We start from the raw sequence: 20,276 nt of genomic DNA, 5'->3' as shown, positions 1-20,276 counted from the left end.
ACAAGATTTTATTGATGGGCAAGTCCCATATTTATACAAATATATTTTTAGTCAGTCCGAACTGTCGGAGCTGTTACATGGAAGCATCAAGTCAGATACAGAATCTTTTGTGTCTGTTATTGTTGCATCTGTGTAGCAGCTTTTTTCATTATCTGACCTTGAACCAAGTTGGTCCGAGGTCAGAACCACAGACAGAAACGGAGGGAACTATTTGATTGCAGTAATTCACAGAGGACAAAAATTCAAAGAAACTATGGAAGCTTTTCAGCAGAAACGAGCGGAGTTTGTCGCACAGGAAATCAGAAATTTTGATGCAGAAACCTTGTATGTGTTTCTGGAATGGATTCGTGGCAATGCCCACAAACTTGATAGAATAACTGGGGTGGCGGTATGATATGAGCGGAGGTGACTATCCATGAAGAAACAGAGAAAAATTGAAAAAGATAATCGTGGTGTTGCGATATACGCCCGTAAATCCCGAATCACCAACAAGGGTGACAGTATCGGTGTTCAGTTCAAACAATGTGCGGATTACGCCAAAAAGGAATTGGGGTTGGATGAGGAGTATGAATTTTTACAATACGAGGACAAAGGACTCAGCGGATATTTTTCAGACAGACCGGATTTTCAGAGAATGCTGCATGATGTGCAGGACGGAAAAATCAAAGCAATCGTATGTTACAAGCTGGATCGTGTCGGCAGAAAAACAGCCGACCTAATCCGCCTGATGGATTTCTTGGAAATGTACCATGTTGACCTGCTGATTTGCTCAAACGGTATCAATACTGCCAGCGGACTCTATAAAATCTTCATTCAGATATTTGCGGTCATTGCGGAATTTGAAAGGGATACTCTGACAGAAAGAATTGTAGATAATATGATGGAACTTGCAAAGGACGGTCGATGGCTCGGCGGCAATACACCGATGGGATTTACCGCTCGACGTGTAACAACCGGAAGCGGTAAGGGCAAATCAGCCTACAGCTACTTAGAAAGTCTGCCAGAAGAAAAATGTATGGTTCAGCGTTTGTATGAAATTTTTCGAACCACTCGCAGTATCCAGACCACTGCAAAGCAGATGAATGAGGAAGGATTTCACACTCCTTCCGGTGCTGCATTTAACGCATCCACCACAAGACTGGTTTTGAGAAATCCTATCTATTGTACTGCTGATAAACGCAGCTATGATTATTTCATCGACCATGACGGCAATGTGTTTGGAGATATGATAGAGTTTGACGGAACTCACGGATTGTCGGCTTACAATAAAACTGATCAGGAAAAGTATGAAGGCAGTGACAGCACATTTATCTCTCCAAAATATGTTCAGACCATTGAAAGCAAGCCTGTTAGCGAGTGGATTATTGCGGTCGGAAGGCATGAAGGCTTTATTTCAAGTGAACAATGGATTGAAGTGCAGGAACTTCTGGATGCTATTGCAGAGAAATACAATCGCCCTCACAGAAAGACCAACGCATTGTTGGCAGGACTGGTGCATTGTCCTTACTGCGGCAGACGACTGAGTGTAATTTCCGAGTCCGACCGCTGGACGAACGGAAAACCTCGGTTCAAATATGTTTGTCCCGGTTACCGCAAGAAGGAATGTAATTTCAAAGCGGTAGATGGCGTTCTTCTGGATGAATTTGTCGTACAGCAGCTATCTGAACTGTCGGATGAAAACAGCGAGCGTTTCAGAAGGATTCTGGAAATTAAAATCGAGGAGGTTCTGGAACAGTCACAGACGGTACAGGAACATAACATCATTAAAAAGAAACGTGATAAGCTGAAAGCGGATATTGCAGCACAGACAAGAAATCTGCGTGAAGCAGATGGCAGTATCAAGCAATTTATTCAAGAGGATTTGCAAAATCTGGCTGAAGAACTGAGGGAAACGGAGCGGCAGCTTTCCAAACTGGATGAAAGCAGAAAGAACAATATGATTGCCATCCGTGACTTGGAAATGACAAAGGAAAGGCTGCTCTCCTTTGCAGAATATGCAAAGGATGCGCAGCCGGAAGTTCTGGTCACTTTGATCCAAACTATTGTAGAAAGAATTTATATTGTGGATAAGAATGACGAGCGTTACTGCCACATCTTTATCAAAGGCTGTTCCGGAGAAGATTACACCGGCTTCTTCCAGACAGCCGGTTACATAGAGCAAAAAACTACCCCTGTGTGTGATTCAGAACAGTATTGCATTGGCTATATGGTACTTAAAATCGGAGTTTTTGTTAATTATGCGACTGGCTCAATCGTATACTTGACAGCCGGAGCTTTCGTTATCAATATTATCGAGCCAACGGTCAAAGCTCTTTTTCGATATTCTGTAATGACCGCCGACCTTTACAAAATGGAATACACCAGAATTTACGAGAGCATAAGCGGTGTTCTTCCCAATATTGAGAACATCCATTATTTCTTCGACGGTATAAACTCTTTTTTCATAACCGGAACTATATTCGGAAGTATTTGGCTGTTGGTTCATTGCTTCAATTTTATCTTCAAACATTATTGCCACCTCCAGAACCGTTACGGCGGTGCTTTTTGAAAATCATATACTCATAGCCATAGCCAACCTGACATTTATCGCACACTTCCTTTTCCGACTGAAAAGGGTCAAGTCTTTTTACGATGTTCTCAGGGATAGATTGAAACTCGCTTCTGCAACGAGGGCAAAGACTCAATACAACTCCTTTTCGCTCATTTTTGGGTTTTATGGGAATGCCAACCGCAAATTTTAATCCACGCCTGATTTCCTTGATTTTACTGGAGTCGGTTATCCTGCCGACAAAATTATCAAGCTCGGTGGCTTTATCAACAGTTCGAAGTTGTTCGAGCATAACCATTGACGGCTCTTTCAATCCGCAATCCGTATCCAGTTCAATGTGTGTATTCATAGTCGTTTTCTTTTTAACGGCAGTAATAGCCGCAACAACAACTGTGGGACTATTTTCATTCAAACGATTTGTTTGAATCACAAGTACGGGTCTTATTCCCGATTGAACGCTGCCGTTGGTAACACCCAAATCACAGTAATAAATATCTCCCCATCTGATATCCTTAATATCTTTTTCCTTCATATGTAATTCCTCGCTTTCAAAGTTCGTGAGGGGAAATTCTTATCCGGAATAAAATTAACCCCTTCACTTGTTTGAACTGGGAGAGCGTTTTTGGGGGGTGTTTTTTCAAAATTTCTTAAATATTTTTTTGAACGCAAAAAAAGCCGCCTATTTTAAATTTGAGGTCAATAGACGGAGGGTAGAAATTTTCATATTTATGATGTATAATATGTGATATTAAAGATTGATAAATCGGAATTTGAGAAGGTAAGTGAATGGGATACCATGGAGGAATATGATAATGTCGAAAGATGAGTATTTGATAACCGATACGCCCCTCAAAGCGTTGACGGTTTTTGCAATGCCAATGATTCTTGGAAGTTTTTTTCAGCAAATATACAATATGGCCGACAGTCTGTTGTACAAAGAAGATTTTGCATGGATGAAAAAAACAAACCTTGTTGAGGTTAAATTGAGTTTTCCATTGTATTGTATTGCTAATGAATAAGAATAAGAAAAAGAACAGACAATGCTGAATACTCTGGAAACAAGAATATCTGAGTATAGTATGTAAGTTCGTAACAGAATGAAAGGAGCGATTCAAATGAGCAATTTGGAAAATTATATGAAACAGCAAGCAATTTTTTGTGAACAAAATGATAGCATTAGTAAGAATCTGTATTCAGAGTATGGTGTAAAAAGAGGCTTACGAGATGAAAAAGGCCAAGGTGTGTTGACAGGGCTTACAAATATTTCTGATATAAAAGCTTTTGAATATCATGATGGAGTAAAGAGCCCATGTGATGGCGAGTTATCTTATCGTGGTTATAATATAAAAGATTTAGTAACAGGAGGTAAAGGAAAAAGGTTTATCTTTGAAGAAGGAGCATATCTTCTTTTATTCGGAGAATTGCCAACTAATACACAGTTAATGGAATTTCAGGGAAAACTATCTGATTGTATGGAACTACCGACTGACTTTACCAGAGATGTCATTATGAAAGCACCTACATCAGATATTATGGGTTCTATGACTCGAAGTATTCTTACATTGGGCTCTTACGATAAGGAGAAAGAAAGTCTTGAAATTCCGAATGTGCTAAGGCAGAGTATGCAGTTGATCGCAGTATTTCCTATGTTAGCAGTATATGCATACCATGCTTATTGTCATTATGAAAAAAACGAAAGTATGTATATTCATAGACCTGAAAAAGATTTATCTATTGCTGAAAATTTCCTGCGCCTATTAAGACCAGATACAAAATTCACAGAACTGGAAGCAAGAGTACTGGATATAGCATTATTGTTACATATGGAACATGGTGGTGGTAACAATTCTACATTCACTACACGGGTAGTAACATCTTCAGGTTCAGATACTTATTCTGTTATTTCAGCAGCAATGTCATCCTTAAAAGGAAAAAAACATGGCGGTGCAAATCTGATGGTAATGAATATGATGGATGATATTAAAAGTCATGTGAAAGATTATGAAGACGAAGAGGAAATTACATCATATCTGAGTAAGATTTTGAAGAAAGAGGCGTTTGATCAGAAAGGACTTATTTATGGAATGGGACATGCTGTGTATTCTATTTCAGATCCGAGAGAAAGGGTGTTCAAAGGCTTTGTAGAACAACTCGCAAGGGATAAAGGACGTGAGAAAGATATGACCCTTTATAACAATATTGAGAAGATTGCACCTAAGTTGATTGCAAAGCAGCGTCAGATATTCAAAGGAGTAAGTCCTAATATAGATTTCTATAGTGGTTTTGTGTATGATATGTTGAATATTCCAAGAGAATTGTACACGCCATTATTTGCGATAGCAAGAATTGCTGGTTGGAGTGCACATCGCCTGGAAGAATTGATAACTACAGATAAGATCATTCGACCAGCATATAAGAGCCTAGTCAGCAAAAAAGAATATATAGAAAGAGAGGAACGATAATATGGGAGCAGGAACCAGTGCAGAGGAGTTTTTTTTAAAGAGCATCAATGTTGAAAGCATATTTGAATTTATTGAAAGAACAGATTATTTGTTCCTTTATAGTATAAAGGAATGTGTTGAAAAATCAGACTGTCATGAAGGAGTATATCTTTCAGAAGTGGCAGAATACATGAAATTATCGATTCCAGAAACATCTAAGATGGTAAAAAGTCTTGAAAATAAAGGATATATTATCTGGAAATTAGATGAAAAAAAAGAAAGAACATACCTTGTTTTGACGAACAAGGCAATTGAATTAAGTAATTGTCAGAAAGAAAAAATGATAGAAGCTTATGAAAAAATCATATCGAATATACAAGAAGATGACCTGGCAGTTACACAGTGTACATTGAGAAAAATCCGACAGCTTATGGAAGAAATAAAATAGTGATTAATACAACGGAGTAAGAAAAGCTCCTTCATATATTAGAATAAAAATATGACTGTTTCTTTAAAAAGAAGCCGGTCATATTTTTTTATGAAAAATAAATTTTGTTGAGGTTAAATTGAGATTGACTTTGTATTGTATAAGTATAAAATAAAAAGGAATCATGTGATGTACAATGAAAAAGTATAAAATATGTAAAATCCTTCTTGTTATACTGTCAATTTTTTTATGTGTGGTTTTTTATGAATCATTTGGAATCTGTATTGCATATAAAAAACAGCCGGAAGTGTCTAATACCATCAAAAAAGAAACACAAAATGATTCGTGGAACGAACGCAGCGAGAATATGGAACGAGCAGTGATCATAGAAAAAAATCCAGAAGCACTTTTACAAAGAGTGCGTTTGATCCGAAATGCAAAAGAAGACATTATTCTTTCTACTTTTGCATTTCAATCAGATGAAAGTGGAAAATTGATCTTAGGAGCACTGCATGATGCGGCAGACAGAGGTGTACATATTCGTCTGTTAGTAGATGGAATGGATAGCTGGATTGATATGGAAGGAAATCCGTATTTCTATGGATTATCTTCCCATGAGAATGTTGAAATTAAACTATATAATAAGGCCAATCCGTTGAAACCATGGAAGATGATGGGTAGAATGCATGATAAATATTTGATTGCAGATGGAAAGAGATATATTCTTGGGGGAAGAAATACACACAATTATTTCCTGGGTGATTTTCCGGGACATAAGAACTATGACAGAGACGTGTTAGTGGTTTGCGATGAACCTGAGAAAGAAAATTCAGTTAACCAGTTGTTAGAGTATTTTGAAACGATATGGGAACAAGAAGACAGTGGTTATTTTCATGACAATAAAAAACTGGCAAATAGAAAATCTGTAAAGAACGCAGTTTTAGAGCTGCAGAACGGCTATCAGAAATATTTTGAAGAGAATAAGGAAAGAATCTGCGATACCGATTACACGGACGAAACTTTTGAGACAGAAAAGATTGCATTAGTGTCAAATCCTATTTACACAGGTTCCAAAGAACCGGTAGTGTGGTATCAGTTGGGAGAATTGATGAAAAATGCAAAAAATCGTGTGAAGATCCACACGCCATATATTATCTGTGATGATATGATGTGTAATACATGCGAGGAGATTTCAGAGAACGTTTCAGATTTTTCTATCATGACAAATTCAGTTGCGAATAATGGGAATCCATTTGGGGCTGCCGATTATGCGAAAAACAGAAATAGAATCTTAAGTACAGGAATTAATATCTGGGAATATGAAGGCGGTTATTCATACCACGGAAAAAGTATTCTGATTGACGATGATCTGTCTGTAATCGGTTCCTTTAATATGGACATGAGAAGTGCATATCTGGATACGGAACTGATGCTTGTAATTCGCAGTAAAGATATTAATAAACAGTTGGAAGAGGACATGATGGAATATGAAAGAGTGTCCCGCCAGGTATTGGAAGATGGAACCTATCGTGATCCATATCATGTAGAGCCAATCGAATTAACAAAGAAACGTCAGAGAATATTATTTTTGGTACAGCATCTGCTTGGATGGGCAAGGTATCTGTTTTAATAAGGAGGAAGGAAAACGTGTTTCAAATATTGATTGTAGAAGATGATAAAGAATTAAGCCAGCTATTCCAAAAAGTGCTTGAGAAGAATGGATATCAAGTCAAAAGTGCATCGGATGGAGCACAGGCATTAGAAGTATTGGATAAGGAATATATTGATCTGATCATTTCTGATATTATGATGCCGGTTATGGATGGCTATGAACTGGTGTCAGAACTTCGCTCAGCAGGATATCAGATACCAGTGCTTATGATCACTGCGAAAGGTTCCTTTGATGATATGCGCCAGGGATTTCTTTCGGGAAGTGACGATTATATGGTAAAACCGGTAAATGTGAATGAAATGGTTTTAAGAGTCGGAGCACTGCTTCGACGTGCACAGATACTGAATGAACACAAAATTGTGATCGGTTCAACAGAGTTTGATTATGATGCAATGACGGTTACAACTGATAAGGAAAGTCTTGTTTTGCCTAAAAAAGAATTCCTGCTTTTATATAAGCTTGCAGCTTCGCCAGGCAGAACATTTACAAAACAACAGTTGATGGATGAAGTATGGGGATACGAGACGGAGGCAGACCCACATACGATAGAGGTACATATAGGAAGAATCAGAGAGCGTTTTAAAGATAACCCTGATTTTGAAATCGTAACAATGCGTGGAATTGGATACAAGGTGGTGAAAAAATAATGGAACAAAAGAAAGAAAAAGGATTGCGGATCCGATCCTGTCTGACTGGTGCAATCTGGCTGGCACTTTTATTTTCAACAGTCATATCTGCTTTATTATTTGCTTTTTTGAATCATTTTTTTAATCTGCCGGGCAGCATACCTGTGCTTGGCTGGCTTTTGATTTTCAATACATTGATTGCAGGGCTGATCACTTCCTTTATTAACGCAAAGTTACTGGAACCAATTACCAGACTTAGTAAAGCAATGAAGGAAGTTTCTCAGGGAGATTTTGAACAGCATTTGGAAACGAACAGCCGTATAGCAGAAATTGGAGAATCTTATCAAAGTTTTAACGTTATGACAAAAGAACTTCGTGCAACAGAGGTGCTGCAGATGGATTTTGTATCTGATGTTTCTCATGAGTTTAAGACCCCGATTAATGCCATTGAAGGATATACAATGCTGCTTCAGGGAGAAGAACTGTCTCCGGATCAAGAGGAATATGTAGAAAAAATCTTATTTAACACCCAAAGACTTTCCGGATTGGTTGGTAATATTTTGCTGTTATCCAAGTTAGAGAATCAGAATATACCAATGAAAAAAACAGAATATCGTCTGGATGAACAGATCCGTCAGGCAGTTCTTTCATTGGAAACAAAATGGACAGAAAAAGAAATTGGTTTTCAGGTAGAATTGGAGGAAGTTAAATATACTGGGAATGAAGGACTTTTTATGCATATCTGGATAAATCTTTTGGATAATGCGATTAAGTTCAGCCCTTCAAAGGGGACAATTACGATGTTTCTGAAACAAGAACAGGATTCTGTTAAGTTCATTCTGGAAGATGAAGGACCAGGAATAGAGGATGATGTAAAATCCAGAATATTTGACAAGTTCTATCAGGTAGATGGATCTCATAAAGCAGAAGGAAATGGCCTAGGTCTTGCACTTGTAAAACGGATTGTAGATAGTGCCGGAGGAACAATCAAAGCAGAAAACCGTGAATATGGTGGATGCAGATTTGTTATAGAGCTGCCAAAGCAGAAAGATGAGATTATCTAGTTTTAAGATAAATTAGAAGATGGGAGAATTTATATGACATTTTATCAGGAGTTGCAGTTAAATCAGGCAGGTTCTAAAAACCTGTTGAAAAAGAGTGAAACACTAAAAGAAAAATTATATCACATGTGGGTATATCTGGTGAAGATAGCTGCTACAATGGCATTTTGTTTTTTCTTTGTTAGTATTTTCAGCATCCTATTTGGAAATGAGAACAGCATTGTAGGTGTAGTAGTCTTATTATGTCTCATGGTGTTTAGGAATGCGGATCTGGGGATCCACACCGGACAATCTACGATGCTTTTGGCTTTGTTCTTTGTAATTATGACTGTATGTCCGCATTTAGCAAATCAGTTTTCACCGGTATTGGGAATGCTGTTAAATATTGCGGCACTGGCTGTGTTGATTCTGTTCGGATGCCATAATCCATCCATGTTTAATCAATCTACATTGGTTCTTGGGTATCTGCTGCTATATGGTTATGATGTTACGGGAAAAAGCTATCAGATGCGATTAGTCGGAATGGCTTTAGGTGCAGCACTTACCTGCTTCGTATTTTATCGAAATCATAAAAACAGAACTTATAAAAGAAATCTGAAAGATCTGATACAAGAATTTGATATCACTTCTTCCAGAACAAAATGGCAGATATGTCAGATTTTATGCGTACCGATTGTCCTTTGTATTGCAGAACTTTGTAATATGCCACGTGCAATGTGGGCTGGTATTGCGGCCATGTCCGTGATTTTGCCGTCTATGGAAGATATGCACTACAGAGTCCGCAAAAGGATTGTCGGAAATATTGCAGGTATTATATGTTTTACAGTATTATATTTTCTGCTTCCTTCGTCAATCTATGCATATATAGGAATTCTTGGTGGAATCGGTGTAGGATTTTCAGCACAATATGGCTGGCAGGCAGTATTTAACACATTTGGTGCTTTAGCCATTGCTGCAGAGACATATGGACTACAAGGAGCGGTTAGTCTTAGAGTGATTCAAAATGTTTTTGGTGTTGTGTTTGCTTTAGCATTTTGTGTTATATTTTATTGGTTTATGCCTAAAAAAAAGGAAAGTGAGGTGACCGTACATGCAGAGTGAAGTGAATCAGGAAGAAAATTTGAATAGAATTATTACGGTTCCTAATCTTCTTTCTTTTTTCGGCTTTGTCTGATTCCGGTAATTATATGGAGTTATTGTGTAAAGAAAAATCTTCTGTTAGCTGGTGAAATCTTATTGCTGTCTGGTCTTACGGATCTTGCTGATGGATATATCGCAAGAAGATTCCATAGGATTAGTAATTTAGGAAAAATACTTGATCCAGTGGCTGATAAGCCGACACAGACAGCGATGTTAATCTGTCTGTTTACTCGTTTTCCTCATATGCTTCTTTTAATCGTAATAATGGCAGGTAAGGAGCTGTATATGGTAGTCAGTGGATGTCTTGTGATACGAAAGACAGGAAAAGTACATGGTGCAGACTGGCATGGAAAGATAGTAACCTTTTTATTATATGGAACTGCAGCGGTGCATATTATATGGTTCCACATTACACCGATGGTATCAGATCTGTTGATTGGTTTGTGCGCTATAATGATGGTCATATCGGTCGCTCTGTATATTATCCAGAATACCAGGACTCTTAAGGGAGAGACTGTATAAGCAATTTTATATTGCAATGACTAGAAAATATTTAGGAGAAGATAGATATAAACGGTAAGTCAAACACACAAACTATGGAGTCTTTAGTCGGTTTAATAAAACTTTAGATAGAAAGTAAATCATTCAATGTCATTTAGATAAGGTTTTTTATGACAAAAAGACAGATTACATATCTGCCTCATAATGCAGTATAATGGTAACGAGATTTATGCAACCCGATACATGAAATTCCTATTTCTCTTTGGACGGAGGTGGTTAGGATATTTTCGATTGTACTTGACAGGTGTCAGATACTTTTGTATGAGAAGCATGGACTCTGTTTCGTTACCATCGTGTTTGAGATATGCCCTGCATATGTTTACTCCATTTGAAACGGATTTACTCTGCATCTGGAGCATAAACTGAATATACTCGCGGAAAGAAAGTTTGCGGTTCCTGGTAAAATCACTTTCCGGATTACGGCAGAACATGGAGTGAATTTCATCGAGTTCTGTGATGCAGTTGTCGAGTGTGGATTTTAAATTAGATAAGAAAAAATCAGCCATAATGAGCCTCCTTGAAATATGTTTATAATCAAGGCTTGCGCAACATATATTGGCTTACTTGTCAACTGTTTTTTGTAATATTTTTAAAGTTTTTTGGTAAAAAACAGTGGCTTTCTATGACAGAAAACCACTAAAATGATGCTTAACTGAATGGCATTGCTTTATCACCACTTTGAAAATGGTTGTTTTATGGCGGATAGTCAGACCGTTTTGGATATAAGAGATGATCTGGGAGCAACCATGAATGAATGCAGGTAAGCGACCGAAAAGTACCGCACAGGACGGAGTGCATATTTACGGCTCAGACAGTTGTTTATGAGATTGTTTGCAGGACTATTATAGCAGAAAGAAGAGGTGTTCGATATGTGTACAGCAGCAACTTACAAAACAAAAGATTTTTATATGGGCAGAACGCTTGATTATGAATTTTCCTATGGGGAACAGATCACGATAACGCCAAGAAATTACGAATTTGATTTCCGGTTTGCTGGGAAGATAAAAAGCCATTATGCTTTGATCGGAATGGCATTTGTTGCAGGAGGTTATCCGCTTTATTATGATGCTGTTAATGAAAAAGGCCTTGGAATGGCAGGTCTTAATTTTGTCGGCAATGCGACATATGAAGAGGCTTTGCCGGAAGATGAAACAGAAGTCAGCCAGGTGGCACAGTTCGAGTTCATCCCATGGATCCTTACACAGTGTGCTACTGTAGCAGAGGCGAGAGAGAAGCTGGCAGCAATGAGACTGACAGGCACAGCCTTCAGTGAACAGCTGCCGACAGCACAGCTTCACTGGATCATTGCAGACAAAGACTCCTGTATCGTTGTTGAGTCTATGAAGGATGGGCTACATGTATATGATAATTCGGTAGGAGTGCTTACCAATAATCCACCATTTCCTGGTCAGATGTTTGCACTTAATAATTATGCCGGAGTATCCAGAAAACAACCGGAGAGTACTTTTGCAGGAGTATTACAGCTTGATGCATATAGCAGAGGAATGGGTGGAATGGGAATACCTGGAGATCTTTCCAGCCAGTCAAGATTTGTGAAAGTTGCCTTTACAAAATTAAATTCGATCTCCGGTGAAGAAGAGGATGAGAGTGTAAGCCAGTTCTTCCATATCTTAGGATCCGTAGATCAGCAGCGTGGATGCTGTGAGGTGACAGAAGGCAAATATGAGATCACGATATACACGTCCTGTTGTAATACAGCAAAAGGTATTTATTATTATACGACTTATGATAATCATCAGATCACAGCGGTTGACATGCATGCGGAAAATCTAGATTCAGATCAGCTGATCTGTTATCCGCTTCTGTCCAAGGGCGAAGTCAGATGGCAGAATAAATAATACGAAAATGCACGGAGAAAGCATAACGCAGAACAACAGAAGGAAAGACCATGAAAGAAGTTAAAACACCGAAAAAACCACTGGCATATTATTATGGGATTGTGTTAATAGTGCTGATCGTATTTAATCTGGTTGTCACACCAATCCTTATGGAGCATAAGGTGAAAGAAACGGATTATGGCACTTTTATGAGCATGATCGAGAAGAAGAATATTGGTGAAGTAGAAGTTAATGACAATCAGATCATCTTTACAGATAAAGATCAAAAAAATATTTATAAAACAGGTCTGATGAACGATCCGAACCTGACGGACAGGCTATATGAATGTGGAGCAGTATTCGCAAAAGATATCGATAAACAGATGTCACCGATCATCAGCTTCCTGCTGACCGGGGTTTTGCCATTGATCCTTTTTATCGCACTGGGAAATTATATGGCGAAGAAACTGATGGAGCATGCCGGAGGAAAAAATTCGATGGCTTTTGGAATGGGAAAAAGCAATGCGAAGATTTATGTGCAATCCAGTGAGGGAATCCGTTTTTCAGACGTTGCAGGAGAAGATGAGGCGAAAGAAAACCTTTCAGAGATCGTTGATTATCTTCACAATCCGAAGAAGTATACCGATGTAGGTGCGTCTATGCCAAAAGGTGTCCTTCTTGTAGGACCTCCGGGAACCGGCAAAACAATGCTTGCGAAAGCAGTGGCGGGTGAATCAAATGTACCATTTTTCTCAATGTCCGGATCAGAATTCGTTGAGATGTTTGTCGGTATGGGAGCTTCCAAGGTTCGAGATCTTTTCGGACAGGCAAAGGAAAAGGCACCATGTATCGTGTTTATTGATGAAATTGATGCCATTGGTAAAAAGCGTGACGGACAAATGGGCGGAAATGATGAGAGGGAGCAGACCTTAAACCAGCTTCTTACAGAGATGGACGGATTTGAAGAAAATAATGGTGTCATCATTCTTGCTGCAACGAACCGTCCGGAGTCGTTAGATCCGGCACTTACACGTCCGGGACGTTTTGATAGACGTGTGCCGGTTGAACTGCCGGATCTTGCAGGCCGTGAAGCAATTTTAAAGGTTCATGCAAAGAAGATAAAAGCATCTGATGATGTTGACCTGCATACGATTGCACGTATGGCATCGGGTGCATCCGGTGCGGAGCTTGCCAATATTATAAATGAAGCAGCATTACGTGCTGTCCGTAGTGGAAGGACCGTTATAAATGAATCTGATCTCGAAGAAAGTATAGAAGTGGTTATTGCAGGATATCAGAAGAAGAATGCGGTTCTTTCAGATCAGGAGAAGAAGGTTGTTGCATATCATGAGATCGGACACGCTCTTGTAGCTGCATTGCAGAGTCATTCAGCACCGGTCCAGAAGATCACGATCATCCCGCGTACCTCAGGTGCACTCGGCTACACTATGCAGGTTGAGCAGGGTGATAAATATCTGATGACGAAAAAAGAACTTGAGAATAAGATTGCTACATTTACAGGCGGACGTGCGGCAGAGGAGATCGTATTTGGTGAGATCACGACCGGAGCCTCCAATGATATCGAACAGGCAACAAAAATTGCAAGAGCGATGATCACCCGCTACGGCATGACAGATGAATTCGACATGGTGGCAATGGAAAACGTGACCAACCAGTATCTTGGCGGCGATACGTCTCTTTCCTGTTCCGCAGATACACAGAAGGAAATTGATGAAAAAGTCGTGCAACTCGTAAAAGCAGAGCATGAAAAAGCAAGAAAAATCCTTGCTGAAAACAGGAAAAAACTGGACGAACTGGCTATGTACCTGTATGAGAAGGAAACAATTACAGGTGACGAATTTATGGATATTTTAGACAGAAAATAATGTAGTTAATTAGATAATCAATGTCATTTAGATAAGGCTTTTTATGATGAAAACAGTATATCATATGCGTTCATGCATTGAAAATACTGTTCAGTTAAGAAATGCTGTATTTTTTAGGTGCACTAATGCGTAGAAAGCAGGTGTATGATGAGTTCAAATCATTTTTTGTGTATGACAAAAAGACAGATTGCATATCTGCCTCATAATGCAGTATAATGGTAACGAGATTTATGCAACCCGATACATGAAATTCCTATTTCTCTTTGGACGGAGGTGAATAGGATATTTTCGATTGTACCTGACAGGAGTCAGATACTTTTGTATGAGAAGCATGGTCTCTGTTTCGTCACCGCCGTGTTTGAGATATGCCCTGCATATGTTTACTGCGGTGGCGAAATTAATTTTATAGACGTGTTTGGTATTTTTAGATGTTTTTACCACAGTGTGAGAAGTCACTAATTCACAGAAATTATACAGAATCATACGGGCATTGATTTCCTGAAGGATTCCATCATACTTGCTGCGCCCCAGATCAATCAGGATGCCGTCCGTTTCATGAAGGAGCTTTACGGCATCGACATGGAGAAAAAGCAGTATTCTAAGCTGATATCAAGCATCCCGGAGCCAGACATCTCCATCTCCATGGGTTGTGATGTAGGTTGTCCGTTTATCGGCAGAGCGTTTGATGACAACTGGAAACTTGAAGATCCGACAGGAAAAACGGATGATGATTTCAGGGGGGTTATACAGCAGATCGAGAAGAATATTCTAGAATTAAAGAAAAAATGATTGCAATATAAATTCCAGTTTATCGAACTAAAACATAAGACCGCTTACATCGTGTAGGCGGTCTTATTTCGTGGCAAGATTATTTGATTTTGAGCTTTCTCTTCTTGGCAGAAAGCACTTTGCAGAGAACATCATCGACGACGTCGGTGTATCTGCCTTGTGCAATTAGGTTGTTCTTCAAGCGAACAAGGGAATGAATAGTCTGTCTGTATTCATCATCGGAAAGATATAAATGATATTTCTGTTCTTTCAAAGCAACCACCTCCTGCACTGCAATTATATAACAGGAAATGGTATAGGTGCAGTTTGCGAATAATTCTCCATTATTGAAAAATGAACGAATTAACAGAGTAACGACCGCCTTGTCTATTAGCAGGATTTTTGGCTCGATTTTTTCCGCCATTAGCAGAGAGGGCAATTTCATTAGCAAAACAGCGATTTTTTTGCTAATTTTTATTAGCAAGCCGTCCACCTGAAAGGTGGACGACATTAGTCCTAAATTCCATTAGCAGACGGAGAATTTGCTAATGAAAATTTTTGATTTTTTCGTTTTTGCTGTTTCTTCGTAAAAATGAAAAAACGCCGGAAACCCTTGATTTCACTGGGCTTTCCGGCAGAGTTTTTGGCGTCCCGTAGAGGATTTGAACCTCCGGCCTACCGCTTAGGAGGCGGTCGCTCTATCCAACTGAGCTAACGGGACGGGTGTAGGTATTTTGTTTGAAAATGATGTAGGGGTCGATACCTACATCGGCCCACATAATCCCTCAGTCACTTCGTGACAGCTCCCTTTACAAGGGAGCCAAATCGGGTACAACATCTTAGCCCCCCTTGCAAAGGGTGACTCCCCGCAGTGCGGGGAGATGTCGCGCAGCGACAGAGGGGACGGGCGCCAGTTAGGCGGATGCGGCGTAGCCGCAGGGGGGATTGCGCGGTTTTCATTCCCTAATTTCATGTAGCAGCTCTTTGCGCTGCGGGCTAAAAGCAAACGGATAAAGAAAAAGCCACCCTATAGGTGACTGCTTTCCTTCAAGTTCCTATGGTGACCCGGACGAGAATCGAACTCGTGTTACCGCCGTGAAAGGGCGGTGTCTTAACCTCTTGACCACCGGGCCATGGTGGCTTTAACTGGATTCGAACCAGTGACACCACGGGTATGAACCGTGTGCTCTAGCCAACTGAGCTATAAAGCCATACTGAAAAACTTGCAAACAGAATTATAGCCGATTGCGCCCCGTTTGTCAACACTTTTTTTGCAAAAGAGATCAGAATGCCGACGGATTAGCACATTTGTTTGACAAGGCAGGGGGCAAATGCTATACTGTCTTTAATAAAAAACAGGAAAAAGCGGACGGAAGGGAGGTCCCGAACATGGACGCTGTCAGCGGGATGCAGCAAAAGATTCTGCGCTATATTCAGCGCACCTTGGACGAGCGGGGCGTGGCGCCCTCCGTGCGGGAGATCGGTGACGCCGTGGGGCTTAGCTCCACCTCCTCCGTGCAATACAATTTGAACAAACTGGAGCGTATGGGCTGCATTGAGCGGGACCCCAACTGCAAGCGCACCATTCGATTGCCCGGCCGCGCGGCCCAGGTGGCCCAGGTGCCGCTGCTGGGCACGGTAACTGCCGGTGTGCCCATTCTTGCTACCCAGCATATTGAGGAGTATATTCCTGTGTTCGGCGCTCGGCCGGGGGAGGAGCTGTTTGCCCTCCATGTGCGAGGCGACAGTATGATCGGCGCCCATATTGAGGACGGCGACATTGTGGTGGTGGAGCGCACCCCGGTGGCGGAGAACGGCCAGATCGTGGTGGCGATGATCGACGAGGAGGCCACGGTGAAGCGGTTTTATAAGGAGCACGGTCACTTCCGCCTGCAACCGGAGAATGATGCCTACGCCCCCATCATTGTGGACGAATTGGTGGTGCTGGGACGGGTTAAGTTCGTGATCCGGCAATACTATTAAGAGTTTAACCGGCGGCAGCGCCGGTATGCAGAGGTGTTTGAGATGAGCGAAAACTGTAATCATAACTGCAAGGGCTGCCAGGCAGACTGCGGCAGCCGCAAGGCGGACTTTAAGCAGCCTGCCAACAAATACAGTCATATCAAGAAAGTCATCGGTGTGGTCAGCGGCAAGGGCGGCGTAGGCAAGAGCCTGGTCACCTGTCTGCTGGCGGCCGGGTGCGCCAAGGCGGGACTGAAAGTGGGTGTGCTGGACGCGGACATTACCGGTCCCAGCGTGCCTAAGTCCTTTGGGGTGCACAGCCGGGCTATGCAGGACGGCGAGTGTCTGCTGCCTGCCGTTACAGACGGCGGCATTAAATTGATGAGCATTAACCTGCTGCTGGAGAGCGAGAGCGCCCCGGTGGTGTGGCGTGGCCCGGTGATTAGCGGGGTCATTAACCAGTTTTGGTCCGATGTGCGCTGGGGAGAACTGGACTATCTGTTTGTGGATATGCCCCCGGGCACCGGCGATGTGGCGCTGACCGTGTTTCAGGGCCTGCCGGTGGACGGGATCGTGATCGTTACCACCCCCCAGGATCTGGTGCAGATGATCGTGGAAAAGGCTTTCAATATGGCCAAGATGATGAAAGTGCCGGTGCTGGGTTTGGTGGAGAATATGAGCGCTTATGTATGCCCGGACTGCGGCAAGTCCCACCCGCTGTTTGGTACGTCTAAGGTAGAGGAGACGGCGGCGGCGCTGGGCGTGCCGGTGCTGGCGAAATTGCCTTTGGACCCGGCGGTGAATGCGCTGGTGGACGCCGGTCGGGTAGAGGATGTGCAGCGCCCGGAGCTGCAAGATTTTATTGATGTACTGAAAGGCTATGGTGATTAAGATGGCTAAGCGTCAGGATTATATTAGTTGGGACGAGTATTTTATGGGCATTTCCCTGCTCAGCTGTTTGCGCAGTAAGGACCCCAATACCCAGGTGGGCGCCTGCATTGTCAACGGCGACAATCACATTGTCAGCGTGGGCTACAACGGCTTGCCCCGAGGTTGCAGCGATGACGAGTACCCTTGGGACCGCACGGCCGATGCCCCCAACAAAACCAAGTATCCCTTTGTGTGCCATGCGGAGCTGAACGCTATTTTGAACGCCGGGGGCAACAGTCTGAAGGACTGCCGCATTTATGTGGCGCTGTTTCCCTGCAATGAGTGCGCCAAGGCCATTATCCAAAGCGGCATTAACGAAGTGATCTATATCAGCGACAAGTACGCTGACTCGGACGCCACGTTAGCCAGCAAGCGTATGCTGGCCTCTGCCGGGGTCAAGCTGACCCGCTTTGCCAGCAACAAGACCATTACCATCTCGTTTGACGAAAAGGAAGTTTAATTATGCCAAACCCGGTTGCCATCGGCGAGACGGCGCCTCAAACGGCGCTGCCGGCGCAGGTGGATATTTACGATTTTGACAAAACCCTGGTGCCCTTTGACAGCGGCTCCCTGTTTATCGGCTACTGCGCCCTGCATTATCCTTGGGTGCTGGTGTATTTGCCGGTTTGGTTCATTGCGTGTCTGCTGTTTGCCTTGCGGGTTTTGTCTTTGCAAAAGTTTAAGAACCTGTGCTTCGGCTTTTTGCCCATGGTGCCGGTGCAGCGGGCGGCAAAGGGCTTTTGGGAGAAGCATTTGCACCAGGTGTATCCCTGGTTTACCCAAAAGAAACGCCCGGCGGTGATCATCAGCGCGTCACCGGATTTTTTGCTGGAGGAATTGCAGCGCCGACTGGGGCTGCCGTATCTGCTGTGTACCCGGCACAACCTAAAGACCGGGCGTATTTTAGGGCAGAACTGCCGGGGTGAAGAAAAGGTGCGCCGCTTTCACCGGGCGTTCCCCGGTGTGCAGGTGGTGGATGTGTACTCCGATTCTTTGGGTCACGACAAACCCATTTTTGGTCTGGCAACCGGCACCTGTTACCATGTGACCGGCCATGCACCCCATGCCTTTAACTACCGAACCCAATATAAAGACTGACATTGTTTAAGGATTTTCCGGAATGAGAAAGAATTTACCTATTATTTTGCTGTCTGCACTGGTGGTGATCGGGCTGCTGGTGGGGGTGGGCTATTATTTTCAGACCTACCGCCACGGCAAGGCGCCGGAGGAAGGACTGACGGTGGTTACCGCCGAGAGCACCACCGTTTCTAATAAACGCACCCTTTTGGCAGAGAATAAAGAAGGCGACTTTCAGCTGTATGCCCAGGGGGACAAGGCCATCTTGGTCCATCAGGGCAAAAGCAAGACCTTTTCCGGCTGGAGCCATTACCTGACCAAGGAACGACCCAAGCTCTACTATACGGATCTGAACGGCGACAAAAAGAAAGAGCTGGTGGTGCGATTGGTCAGTGGTATTGATCGGTCCACCGGGCAGGAGCTGTACACCTATGACCTGTATGTGCTCACCCCCCACAAGCAAAAGAACGGCAGCTTTGAATACGATCTTGTGGTTGCCGACCGAGAAAGCTGGAAGCGGCCCTTTACCCAGGCGGTGAAGTGCAGCGTCACCCAGTTGAAGAATGACCCTATGCGGGTGCAGGTGGCCATGGGCAATGCCTCCGGCAGTCTGAGTTTTGACGAAAAAACCGGTATTTCCACCTCCAAGTACACCGCATTTTCCCGGGCGGAAACGAATACGGACGGCACCCCGCAAACCATTTACGGCTGGGACTACGGTATCGGCACCTACACGGTGGAGGACGGGCAGATTAAAGTCAAAATCGCCGTGCGTATCGACTACAAGCCCTCCCGCCAGATCAAGATTGCGGGCTACGTCCACTGTGGCCTGGATTATTTGGGGGGCGGCTTCTCCTTAAAGAAAGGCAGCGTTTACTATCGGGCTGCCAAGAACTACCGCATTACGGACCCCCGGGATGTGGCGGAGCGGGACTGGACCTATACCCTCACCAATGCTTCCGGCACCGCAGGCATTACCGAGCCGCAGCTGAGCCGGGTGGAGGGTACCCTTACCGTGCCGGACAGCGGCGCGGACGGGGTGCGATCCTTCAGCGGGATGGACAGTCAGATCAAGGCGGTGAGCGCCGTGCGCTTTACCAACAAGCAGATTGTGCTGACGGCAGCGGAGGGCTACAGCTTTATGCAAAATACGGCGAATGCCCGGGACTATGCGGTGCAGATCACCCGGAACAAAGTGACCTACCGTATTGATAAAAGTGCAAAGATCACAGAGGCGGATGGCCGCAGTGTGCTTACCTTTACGCTGGACAAAAGCTACAAGCGCAGCGACCTGCAAAAGGTGACCCTGCGCTTTGGTGCATAGAATTTTCCGCTTGCT

The 20,276-nt window shown here is 42.7% G+C and carries 19 protein-coding genes, 3 tRNA genes and 4 pseudogenes; 19 read left to right on the top strand and 7 right to left on the bottom strand.

All coding sequences use genetic code 11. The features are described from left to right. The first annotated feature begins 211 nt into the window (after nucleotides 1-211). Complete coding sequence (locus OGM59_08685) at nucleotides 212-394, top strand: hypothetical protein (protein UYI90762.1); 183 nt, start codon at nucleotides 212-214, stop codon at nucleotides 392-394. 21 nt (nucleotides 395-415) lie between these two features. Then, a pseudogene (locus OGM59_08680) lies at nucleotides 416-1,600 on the top strand (recombinase family protein). Between the two features lie 648 nt (nucleotides 1,601-2,248). On the opposite strand, the gene OGM59_08675 reads toward OGM59_08680, so the two are convergent. Together OGM59_08675 and OGM59_08670 are read right to left on the bottom strand one after the other, a co-directional pair. Beyond that, complete coding sequence (locus OGM59_08675) at nucleotides 2,249-2,509, bottom strand: helix-turn-helix domain-containing protein (protein UYI91771.1); 261 nt, start codon at nucleotides 2,507-2,509, stop codon at nucleotides 2,249-2,251. Next, the gene (locus OGM59_08670) at nucleotides 2,502-3,080 is read right to left on the bottom strand and encodes a type II toxin-antitoxin system PemK/MazF family toxin (protein ID UYI90761.1); all 579 of its coding nucleotides are present in this window, start codon (nucleotides 3,078-3,080) and stop codon (nucleotides 2,502-2,504) included. Before OGM59_08670 ends, OGM59_08675 begins: the two co-directional genes overlap by 8 nt. Before the next feature lie 280 nt (nucleotides 3,081-3,360). Between OGM59_08670 and OGM59_08665 the strand changes: the two genes are divergently transcribed. The 8 genes and pseudogenes from OGM59_08665 (at nucleotide 3,361) to OGM59_08630 (ending at nucleotide 10,437) form a co-directional block, all read left to right on the top strand. Further along, nucleotides 3,361-3,567 (top strand): hypothetical protein, encoded by a 207-nt coding sequence (locus OGM59_08665; GenBank protein ID UYI91778.1) that lies wholly within the window; start codon nucleotides 3,361-3,363, stop codon nucleotides 3,565-3,567. A gap of 78 nt (nucleotides 3,568-3,645) precedes the next feature. Further along, nucleotides 3,646-5,010 (top strand): citrate/2-methylcitrate synthase, encoded by a 1,365-nt coding sequence (locus tag OGM59_08660; protein ID UYI90760.1) that lies wholly within the window; start codon nucleotides 3,646-3,648, stop codon nucleotides 5,008-5,010. Between the two features lies 1 nt (nucleotide 5,011). Further along, on the top strand, nucleotides 5,012-5,437 hold the full coding sequence (locus OGM59_08655; GenBank protein UYI90759.1) for a MarR family transcriptional regulator: 426 nt from the start codon (nucleotides 5,012-5,014) through the stop codon (nucleotides 5,435-5,437). Between the two features lie 175 nt (nucleotides 5,438-5,612). After that, nucleotides 5,613-7,046, top strand: a complete 1,434-nt coding sequence (locus tag OGM59_08650) for a phospholipase D family protein (protein UYI90758.1) — start codon at nucleotides 5,613-5,615, stop codon at nucleotides 7,044-7,046. After that, nucleotides 7,025-7,735, top strand: coding sequence for a response regulator transcription factor (locus OGM59_08645; GenBank protein UYI90757.1), 711 nt, complete (start codon nucleotides 7,025-7,027; stop codon nucleotides 7,733-7,735). Before OGM59_08650 ends, OGM59_08645 begins: the two co-directional genes overlap by 22 nt. Further along, nucleotides 7,735-8,778 (top strand): HAMP domain-containing histidine kinase, encoded by a 1,044-nt coding sequence (locus OGM59_08640; protein UYI90756.1) that lies wholly within the window; start codon nucleotides 7,735-7,737, stop codon nucleotides 8,776-8,778. The genes OGM59_08645 and OGM59_08640 overlap by 1 nt, the downstream gene beginning before the upstream one ends. A gap of 33 nt (nucleotides 8,779-8,811) precedes the next feature. Continuing rightward, nucleotides 8,812-9,876, top strand: coding sequence for an FUSC family protein (locus OGM59_08635; GenBank protein UYI90755.1), 1,065 nt, complete (start codon nucleotides 8,812-8,814; stop codon nucleotides 9,874-9,876). Beyond that, nucleotides 9,866-10,437, top strand: a pseudogene (locus OGM59_08630) (CDP-alcohol phosphatidyltransferase family protein). The gene OGM59_08635 and the pseudogene OGM59_08630 overlap by 11 nt, the downstream one beginning before the upstream one ends. Nucleotides 10,438-10,643: 206 nt before the next feature. Here the strand turns inward: OGM59_08630 and OGM59_08625 are convergent. Beyond that, nucleotides 10,644-10,982 (bottom strand): hypothetical protein, encoded by a 339-nt coding sequence (locus OGM59_08625; protein ID UYI90754.1) that lies wholly within the window; start codon nucleotides 10,980-10,982, stop codon nucleotides 10,644-10,646. A 159-nt stretch (nucleotides 10,983-11,141) separates the two neighbouring features. On the opposite strand from OGM59_08625, the pseudogene OGM59_08620 reads away from it, so the two are divergent. From OGM59_08620 to OGM59_08605, 4 genes and pseudogenes are all read left to right on the top strand, one after another. Further along, nucleotides 11,142-11,324, top strand: a pseudogene (locus OGM59_08620) (hypothetical protein). Nucleotides 11,325-11,345: 21 nt separating this feature from the next. Beyond that, nucleotides 11,346-12,335 (top strand): choloylglycine hydrolase, encoded by a 990-nt coding sequence (bsh, locus tag OGM59_08615; protein UYI90753.1) that lies wholly within the window; start codon nucleotides 11,346-11,348, stop codon nucleotides 12,333-12,335. Nucleotides 12,336-12,385: 50 nt separating this feature from the next. Beyond that, nucleotides 12,386-14,200 carry an ATP-dependent zinc metalloprotease FtsH gene (gene ftsH / locus OGM59_08610; GenBank protein UYI90752.1) on the top strand — a complete coding sequence of 605 codons (1,815 nt, stop codon included), beginning with the start codon at nucleotides 12,386-12,388 and terminating at the stop codon, nucleotides 14,198-14,200. Between the two features lie 525 nt (nucleotides 14,201-14,725). Further along, nucleotides 14,726-14,989 (top strand): annotated as a pseudogene (locus tag OGM59_08605) (arsenate reductase ArsC). 79 nt (nucleotides 14,990-15,068) lie between these two features. Here the strand turns inward: OGM59_08605 and OGM59_08600 are convergent. The 4 genes from OGM59_08600 to OGM59_08585 form a co-directional block, all read right to left on the bottom strand. Beyond that, nucleotides 15,069-15,242 carry a hypothetical protein gene (locus OGM59_08600; GenBank protein ID UYI90751.1) on the bottom strand — a complete coding sequence of 58 codons (174 nt, stop codon included), beginning with the start codon at nucleotides 15,240-15,242 and terminating at the stop codon, nucleotides 15,069-15,071. 370 nt (nucleotides 15,243-15,612) lie between these two features. Continuing rightward, a tRNA-Arg gene (locus OGM59_08595) sits at nucleotides 15,613-15,689 on the bottom strand. Nucleotides 15,690-16,026: 337 nt separating this feature from the next. Continuing rightward, nucleotides 16,027-16,101, bottom strand: a tRNA-Glu gene (locus OGM59_08590). A 1-nt stretch (nucleotide 16,102) separates the two neighbouring features. Continuing rightward, nucleotides 16,103-16,179 (bottom strand) — tRNA-Met (locus tag OGM59_08585). Between the two features lie 178 nt (nucleotides 16,180-16,357). Here OGM59_08585 and lexA point away from each other — a divergent pair. The 5 genes from lexA to OGM59_08560 are packed head-to-tail and all read left to right on the top strand — an operon-like array spanning nucleotide 16,358 to nucleotide 20,261. Further along, nucleotides 16,358-16,951 carry a transcriptional repressor LexA gene (gene lexA, locus OGM59_08580; GenBank protein ID UYI90750.1) on the top strand — a complete coding sequence of 198 codons (594 nt, stop codon included), beginning with the start codon at nucleotides 16,358-16,360 and terminating at the stop codon, nucleotides 16,949-16,951. A gap of 42 nt (nucleotides 16,952-16,993) precedes the next feature. Beyond that, nucleotides 16,994-17,821 (top strand): Mrp/NBP35 family ATP-binding protein, encoded by an 828-nt coding sequence (locus tag OGM59_08575; protein UYI90749.1) that lies wholly within the window; start codon nucleotides 16,994-16,996, stop codon nucleotides 17,819-17,821. Nucleotide 17,822: 1 nt separating this feature from the next. Then, a complete protein-coding gene (locus tag OGM59_08570; protein UYI90748.1) occupies nucleotides 17,823-18,320 on the top strand; it encodes a dCMP deaminase family protein in 498 nt (165 codons plus the stop codon). Nucleotides 18,321-18,322: 2 nt separating this feature from the next. Continuing rightward, entirely contained in the window at nucleotides 18,323-18,958 is a 636-nt protein-coding gene (locus OGM59_08565) for a haloacid dehalogenase-like hydrolase (GenBank protein ID UYI90747.1), read from the top strand. A 22-nt stretch (nucleotides 18,959-18,980) separates the two neighbouring features. Further along, on the top strand, nucleotides 18,981-20,261 hold the full coding sequence (locus tag OGM59_08560) for a hypothetical protein (GenBank protein UYI90746.1): 1,281 nt from the start codon (nucleotides 18,981-18,983) through the stop codon (nucleotides 20,259-20,261). Nucleotides 20,262-20,276: the final 15 nt, after the last annotated feature.

Source organism: Oscillospiraceae bacterium, from assembly GCA_025757685.1.
In the GTDB taxonomy this organism is placed as follows: domain Bacteria; phylum Bacillota; class Clostridia; order Oscillospirales; family Acutalibacteraceae; genus CAG-217.
The sequence above is the reverse complement of the archived record's forward strand: the minus strand, read 5'-3'. Positions and strand labels throughout refer to the sequence as shown.